The following is a 7087-nucleotide window of genomic DNA, read 5'->3' on the forward strand; positions in this document are numbered from 1 at the left end:
GCGCCCCGAGCGCTATCAGGTCGGCCAGAAGTTCGACGCGATGGTCACCGGCTTCGACCGCTCGAAGAAGCCCAGCTTCTCGGTCAAGGCGATGCAGATCGCCGAAGAGAAGGAAGCCGTCGCGCAGTACGGTTCGTCGGATTCGGGTGCCTCGCTCGGCGACATCCTCGGCGAAGCGCTGAAGGCCGGCAAGAAGGACTGATAATTTCAGCCCTTCGCCGTCAGGCACAAGAAAAGGCCCGCGGAGTGTCCCTCCGCGGGCCTTTTTCTTTCAGGGATATATTTTGACCGAACCGCGATTCATGTTAGTCTCCGCTTCGCGTCGGGAGGGGTCCTCACGCACCATGGGAGCCGGCAACGACCGGATAGCCTGCGCTCGCAGGGCGCGCGTGATATAATAGGGGAAGCTTATGATCCGGTCGGAACTGGTTCAAAAGATCGCGAGTGAGAACAGCGACTTGCGCCTCGAAGAGGTGGAACGCATCGTCGATGCCTTTTTCGATTCCATCGTGGACCAGCTCGCCGCCGGCGGCCGGGTCGAATTGCGCGGCTTCGGCGCCTTTTCGACGCGCGCCCGCGAATCGCGAACCGGCCGCAACCCGCGCACCGGCGCGCCGGTATCGGTGAAGGCGAAGAGCGTTCCCTATTTCAAGCCCGGCAAGGAAATGCGCGAGCGGCTGAACGACTGAGCCTGCTGCATTTTTCTAAACCGTCATTGCGAGCGCAGCGAAGCAATCTCCAGCCCGATAGCTGGAGATTGCTTCGCTGCGCTCGCAATGACGAACTTCGCCTTCAATTCTTGAGCCGATAGCCGGTCCGGAACATCCAGAAGATCACCGTCAGGCATAGCATCAGGAACAGCGCCACCGCGCCCATGCTGACCTCGATTCCGACGTCGCCCTGTCCGAAGAAGGTCCAGCGGAACCCGCTGATCAGATAGACGACGGGATTGAACAAGGTCACCGCGCGCCACGCCGCGGGCAGCATGTCGAGCGAATAGAAGGCGCCGCCCAGAAAGGTCAGCGGATAGACGACGAGCAGCGGGATCACCTGCAGCTGCTCGAAGCTCTGCGCCCAGATGCCGATGATGAAGCCGAACAGGCAGAAGGTCACGGCCATCAGGATCATGAAGAGGACCATCAGCACCGGATGCGCGATCTGGATATCGACGAACAGGTGCGCGGTCGCAAAGATGATCGCCCCGATGATCACCGATTTCGTCGCCGCCGCGCCGACATAGGCGATCAGCAGCTCGAGCGGCGACATCGGCGAGGACAGCATTTCATAGATCGTCCCCGTCCATTTGGGCATGTAGATGCCGAAACTCGCGTTGCTGATGCTTTCGGTGAACATCGTCAGCATCATCAGCCCCGGCACGATGAAGGCGCCATAAGGGACGGCGCTGACGTCGCTCATCCGGCTGCCGATCGCCGAGCCGAAGACGACGAAATAGAGCGTCGTCGTGATCACGGGCAGCATCAGGCTGGTCCAGAAGGTGCGCCCGAAACGCGCCATTTCGAACAGATAGATGGCGCGGATGCCGCGGACATTCTGGATCATGCGGCCTGCTCCGCTTTCGTTTCATGCACCAGCCCGACGAAAATATCCTCGAGCGAGCTTTGCCGCGTATGGAGGTCCTTGAACGCGATCCCGATGTCGCTCATCCGCCGCAGCAGCGAGGGCACGCCCGTCGCCTCGGCCTGGCTGTCGAATTCATAGACGAGTTCGTGTCCCTCGCCCGCAAGCGCCAACTTCCACTGCGCGAGCTCCGCGGGCACGGCATCCAGCGGCTCGGCGAGGTTGAGCGTCAGCGTCTTGCGTCCCAGCTTCTTGATCAGCGCGTTCTTCTCCTCGACCAGGATCAGCCTACCCTTGCTGATCACCCCCACCCGGTCGGCCATTTCCTCGGCCTCCTCGATATAATGGGTGGTGAGGATGATCGTCACCCCGCGCTCGCGCAGGCCGCGGACCATGGTCCACATGTCGCGGCGCAGTTCGACATCGACGCCGGCGGTCGGCTCGTCGAGGAACAGGATTTCGGGCTCGTGGCTCAGCGCCTTCGCGATCATCACCCGGCGCTTCATCCCGCCCGACAGCTCCATGATCTTGGAATTGCGCTTGTCCCAGAGCGACAAATCCTTGAGTAGCTGCTCGATGAACGCCGGGTCCTTCGGCTTGCCGAACAGGCCGCGCGAGAAGCTCACCGTCGCGATCACCGTCTCGAACGAATCGGTGTGCAGTTCCTGCGGGACGAGACCGATCATCGACCGCGCGGCACGGTAGTCGCGGGCATGGTCGCGCCCGCCGACCGTCACCGTCCCCATACTGGGCGTCACGATACCGCAGACGATGCTGATCAACGTCGTCTTGCCCGCACCATTCGGGCCGAGCAGCGCGAAGATTTCGCCCTTGTCGATGGTCAGATCGACGCCAGAGAGCGCCTGATGACCGCTTTTATACGTCTTTCCGAGGCCGGAAATTTCGAGGACTGGAGAAGCCATGGCGCCTCGTCTAGCCGAGCGGTCCGCCGGGGTGAAGCGTCAAACAGCGCTTGACCTCCACCGGCCCATCGGCTTGACCGGCGCCGCCCGCGTGCGGACGTGGCGAAATCGGTAGACGCAGCAGACTTAAAATCTGCCGTCCTAGTGACATGCGGGTTCAAGTCCCGCCGTCCGCACCAGCCTTCGGGCTTCGGCGACTAGGGCATGGCGTTCGCCGCATCGCCGTCCTAGGGTGCGGGCGATGCGCTCCGTTCGTCCCGCCGCCGCCCTTCTGCTCGCCGCTTCCGCCTCGCTCGCGCTGGCGAGCTGCGGGCTGTTCGGCGCGCGCGGTCCGGTCAAGGTGGCCGCGATCGGCCCGCTTGCTGCCGGCGCCAGCCCGCTGAACGGCGAATTGTCGGCGGCCAATGCGGCGCTGCTCGATGCGTCGGCGCAGGGGCTGGTCAGCTTCGACGGCGAAGGGCAGATCGACGTCGGGCTCGCCGAGCGCTGGACGGTAACCGGCGACGGGCGCAGCTACATCTTCCGCATCCGCGAGGCAAAATGGACGAACGGACGCAAGGTGGCGGCGGAAGAGGTCGCCGCGGTGCTCCGCTCCTATCTCGCGCCCGCCAGCCGCCATGTGCTCAAGACCGACTTTCCCGAAATCGACACGATCAAGGCGATGACCGACAGCGTGATCGAAATCCGCCTGTCGGTGCCGCAGCCCAATCTCCTCGAACTGCTCGCCCAGCCGTCGATGGCGATCGTCCATCGCGGCATGGGCTGGGGGCCGATGCGCGCGAAGAGGCTGGGCCGCGCGGTCCTGCTCTCACCCGTTCCCGATCCGCTCGCCGAAGATCCCGATGCGGCGGAGGCGGCCGCTGCCGATCCCGCCGCATCGATCGAACTGACGGGCACCTCGCCGCAGGGCGCGCTCGCGCGCTTCAAGAACGGCTATGCCGACGGCGTCCTCGGCGGGCGTTTCTCCACCCTTCCCTATTTCGTCGCGTCGGACATCGGCCGCTCGCGGCTCGTCGTCGATCCGGCGCCCGGCCTCTTCGGCCTCGCCTTCACCCATGCCGACGGCTTCCTCGCCTCCGACAGCAATCGCGAGGCGCTGTCGCGCGCGATCCGGCGCCAGCGGCTCGTCGACGCCTTCGGGCTCACCGAATGGCAGCCGCAGGTCACGCTGCGTCCCGCGGTCTATCGCCGCGACGGCGGTCCCGCGCCGCTGCTCCCCGCCTGGGCCGACTATGACGATGACTCGCGCCTCGCGCAGGCGAAGCGCGTCGTCGATGCGTGGCGCGGGGCGGGGCGCGCGATCGATCCGCTGCGGATCGCGGTGCCCGACACGCCGGGCGGGCGCATCCTATTCGCTTATATTTCGGCCGACTTCGCACGCATCGGCCTCGAAAGCCGCCGCGTCGGCATGGCGGCGGCGTCGGACCTGCGCCTGATCGACGAGGTCGCGCCGAACGACGATCCGCTCTGGGCGCTCCGCCGCCTATCGTGCCAGCGTGACACGCTCTGCAATCGCGAGGCGCAGGCGAAGATCGAGGCGACCGCGGCGAATATCGACGCCGGGCAGCGCGCGCAGCAGGTCGGCGAAGCCGAGGCGGTGCTTGCAGGCTATGCGCCGTTCATCCCGCTCGCGACCCCGCTCCGCTGGTCGGTCGCCTCGCAGCGCCTTACCGGCCTGCGCGCCAACGCGCGCGCCGCGCACCCATTGAATCATCTGATCGCCTTACCTAACTAATACAGCGGCGCTCACCCCCGGCGCTGATTGAAAGGACCCGCATGGCCCCTTCGACCCCCAATCCCGACGCGATCTTCGATGCCCTGATCCAGAACCGCCGCGACCCCGCGTCGCTTCGCAAGCGGATCGAGACGCTCGAATTCCTGCTCGAACGCAGCTTCGTCATTCCCGGCATCAACCGCCCGGTCGGCCTCGACGCGATCGTCGGGCTCGTCCCCGTGGTCGGCGACGTGATCACCGCGACGATGGGCGCCTATATCATCTGGGAAGCGCGCAACCTCGGCATGCCGAAGTGGAAGATCTGGCGCATGATCGGCAATCTCGGCGTCGATACCGCGCTGGGCGCGATCCCGATCGCGGGCGACGCGTTCGACTTCCTGTTCCGCTCGAACACGCGCAATCTCAAGATCATCAAGAAGCATCTCGACAAGCATCACCCCGGCACGATGATCATCGACCAGTGACGCTTCCTTGCGGTGTGTGATGATGCTAGCACAGCGTCATCGCACCCCAGGGGAGATTTACATGATCCGCGCCACCCTCGCCGCGCTCGCGCTCGGCTGTTCGCTCGCGGCTGTCGCCGTCGCCGCAGCCGACGAAAAAGACCCTTATCTCTGGCTCGAAAATATCGAGGGCGCCAAGGCCCTCGATTGGGTCAAGAAGGAAAATGCCGCCACCGACAAGCTGATCCGCAGCCGCCCCGGCTTCGAGCAAGACCGTCAGCGCGCCAAGGCGATCCTCGACGACGACCGCCAGATCGCCGAGCCCGGCGAAGTGATGGGCGCGACGATCACCAATTTCTGGCGCGACGCGAGCCATCCGCGCGGTGTCTGGCGGCAGAGCCCGCTCGACGCCTATCTCGCCGGCAAGCCGGTCTGGACCACGCTCATCGACGTCGATGCGCTCGGCAAGGCCGAGAAGCAGAGCTGGGTCTGGCACGGCGCCGACTGTCTCGCCCCCGACTATCGGCGCTGCCTCGTCTCGCTGAGCCCCGGCGGCACCGACGCCGACATCGTCCGCGAATGGGATCGCACGACGAAGCGCTTCGTCGACGGCGGCTTCGCGCTGCCGCTCGCCAAGAGCAGCGTGACGTGGGAAAATGCCGACACGCTGCTCGTCGCGACCGACTATGGCGCGGGCAGCATGACCGCGTCGGGCTATCCGCGCATCGTCAAGCGCTGGAAGCGCGGCACGCCCTTGTCGGCGGCGCAGACGCTGGTCGAAGGCGAAACGAGCGACGTCGGCGTCAACGTCTTCGCCTTCATGGACGGCGACACGCGCTGGCCGGTGATCAGCCGCAACAAGACCTTCTACACCAACGACTATTACCTCCCCCACCCCGCCGACGGCGACTATGACCGCACGGTGATCCCCGACACCGCCGATCTCCGCGCCATGATCGACGGTCAGGCGATCATCTTTCTGAACGAAGCATTCGGCGATTTCCCTGCGGGTTCGCTGCTCGCGCTGCCGCTCGATGCGATGGCGCGGGGCGATCAGGTGGCGTTCGTGCCGGTGATGACCCCGACCAGGGCGCAGGCGATCGAGAATGTCGCCGCGAGCAGGCATGTCCTGTGGGTCAAGGCGCTCGACGATGTCGAGGGCAAGCTCTTCGCGCTCCGCCGCGACCGGCCGAACGGCCGCTGGAGCCAGAAGGAGGTGCCGGTCACCGCCAATGCGACGATGGGAATCGCGGGCACCATCGACGACCGCGACGTCGCCTTCGTCACCGCCGAGACGATGCTGATGCCCCCGACGCTCTACGCCGTGGCCGAAACCGGCGCACCGAAGGTGGTGCAGAGCCTGCCCGCCACCTTCGACGCGAAGGACATGAGCGTCGAGAAACGCTTCGCCACGTCGAAGGACGGCACGAAAATCCCCTATTTCCTCGTCCGCAAGCAGGGCGCGACCGGCCCCGTCCCTGCGCTCGTCCACGCCTATGGCGGCTTCCGCTCGGCGCAGACGCCGGCCTATCTGACCGGCCAGCCCTATCGCGCCGGGCCGCTCGGCCTCTTCTGGGTCGAGGACGGCAATGCCTATGTCCTCGCGAACATCCGCGGCGGCGGCGAATATGGCCCCGCCTGGCATCAGGCGGCGCTGCGCGAGAAGCGCCAGAACAGCTTCGACGATCTGCACGCGGTCGCCGAGGATCTCGTCAGGACCGGGGTCAGCGCCAAGGGCAGGATCGCGATCTCGGGCCGCTCGAACGGCGGCGTATTGGTCGGTGCGGCAATGGAGCAGCGCCCCGACCTTTATGGCGCGGTGATCTCCGGCTCGCCGCTCAAGGACATGAAGCGCTACAACAAGCTGCTCGCGGGTGCTTCGTGGGTCGCCGAATATGGCGATCCCGACAATCCCGCCGACTGGACGTTCATGTCGAAATACTCGCCCTATCAGAACATCCGCAAGGGCGTGAAATACCCGCCGATCTTCCTCTATCTCTCGACCAAGGACGACCGCGTCCACCCCGGCCACGCGCGCAAGTTCGCGGCAAGGCTGCAGGAGAACGGCGACCGCGTCTATTATCACGAATATCTGGAGGGCGGCCATTCGGTCGGCGCCGACCATGCCGAGGACGCGGTCCGCGCGGCGATGCTGCATGCGTTCCTGACGATGGAGCTGGTCGAGAAGAAATAACGGGGAGCGGATGGCGGTTAGCGACCGGCAGGGGACAAGCCAAAGCTATACTCCCGTTCGTGTCGAGCGAAGTTGTCAAACGGCGTTCAAAAGGGACCCCCGATCGGCGTCGAAGAGGGACCCCTTTTCGGATATGATGTTGGTTTGTTGAAGATGGCCTTGCGCTGCGTGCGGCGGAGGGCGGGCGTAGCCCGACCGGAGGCGCGCGCAGCGC

General features: G+C 65.5%; 6 protein-coding genes, 1 tRNA gene and 1 pseudogene. 6 read left to right on the top strand and 2 right to left on the bottom strand.

Annotated features, from left to right (window positions below; genetic code table 11):
- Positions 1–202, top strand: a pseudogene (locus ACE3SL_RS06045) (30S ribosomal protein S1); the annotation flags it as partial.
- Positions 203–410: 208 nt separating this feature from the next.
- Positions 411–689: an integration host factor subunit beta gene (locus ACE3SL_RS06050; RefSeq protein ID WP_374524857.1), complete on the top strand. Its 279-nt coding sequence runs from the start codon at positions 411–413 to the stop codon at positions 687–689.
- A 103-nt stretch (positions 690–792) separates the two neighbouring features.
- On the opposite strand, the gene ACE3SL_RS06055 is transcribed toward ACE3SL_RS06050, so the two are convergent.
- Together ACE3SL_RS06055 and ACE3SL_RS06060 are read right to left on the bottom strand one after the other, a co-directional pair.
- Positions 793–1560, bottom strand: coding sequence for an ABC transporter permease (locus tag ACE3SL_RS06055; protein WP_374524858.1), 768 nt, complete (start codon positions 1558–1560; stop codon positions 793–795).
- Positions 1557–2501 carry an ABC transporter ATP-binding protein gene (locus ACE3SL_RS06060; RefSeq protein ID WP_374524859.1) on the bottom strand — a complete coding sequence of 315 codons (945 nt, stop codon included), beginning with the start codon at positions 2499–2501 and terminating at the stop codon, positions 1557–1559. The genes ACE3SL_RS06055 and ACE3SL_RS06060 overlap by 4 nt, the downstream gene beginning before the upstream one ends.
- Before the next feature lie 93 nt (positions 2502–2594).
- Between ACE3SL_RS06060 and ACE3SL_RS06065 the strand changes: the two genes are divergently transcribed.
- The 4 genes from ACE3SL_RS06065 (at position 2595) to ACE3SL_RS06080 (ending at position 6873) form a co-directional block, all read left to right on the top strand.
- Positions 2595–2680: transfer RNA gene (locus tag ACE3SL_RS06065), tRNA-Leu, on the top strand.
- Positions 2681–2742: 62 nt separating this feature from the next.
- Positions 2743–4236 (top strand): ABC transporter substrate-binding protein, encoded by a 1494-nt coding sequence (locus ACE3SL_RS06070; protein WP_374524860.1) that lies wholly within the window; start codon positions 2743–2745, stop codon positions 4234–4236.
- Between the two features lie 41 nt (positions 4237–4277).
- A complete protein-coding gene (locus tag ACE3SL_RS06075) occupies positions 4278–4700 on the top strand; it encodes a DUF4112 domain-containing protein (RefSeq protein ID WP_374524861.1) in 423 nt (140 codons plus the stop codon).
- 61 nt (positions 4701–4761) lie between these two features.
- Positions 4762–6873 carry a prolyl oligopeptidase family protein gene (locus tag ACE3SL_RS06080; protein WP_374524862.1) on the top strand — a complete coding sequence of 704 codons (2112 nt, stop codon included), beginning with the start codon at positions 4762–4764 and terminating at the stop codon, positions 6871–6873.
- The last annotated feature ends 214 nt before the right edge of the window (positions 6874–7087 follow it).

The organism is Sphingopyxis sp., from assembly GCF_041916015.1.
In the GTDB taxonomy this organism is placed as follows: domain Bacteria; phylum Pseudomonadota; class Alphaproteobacteria; order Sphingomonadales; family Sphingomonadaceae; genus Sphingopyxis.

Coding starts and splice junctions, on each gene's coding strand:
- ACE3SL_RS06060 (WP_374524859.1), bottom strand. CDS start 2,501: ATGGCTTCTCCAGTCCTCGAAATTTCCGGCCTCGGAAAGACGTATAAA.
- ACE3SL_RS06050 (WP_374524857.1), top strand. CDS start 411: ATGATCCGGTCGGAACTGGTTCAAAAGATCGCGAGTGAGAACAGCGAC.
- ACE3SL_RS06055 (WP_374524858.1), bottom strand. CDS start 1,560: ATGATCCAGAATGTCCGCGGCATCCGCGCCATCTATCTGTTCGAAATG.
- ACE3SL_RS06070 (WP_374524860.1), top strand. CDS start 2,743: ATGCGCTCCGTTCGTCCCGCCGCCGCCCTTCTGCTCGCCGCTTCCGCC.
- ACE3SL_RS06080 (WP_374524862.1), top strand. CDS start 4,762: ATGATCCGCGCCACCCTCGCCGCGCTCGCGCTCGGCTGTTCGCTCGCG.
- ACE3SL_RS06075 (WP_374524861.1), top strand. CDS start 4,278: ATGGCCCCTTCGACCCCCAATCCCGACGCGATCTTCGATGCCCTGATC.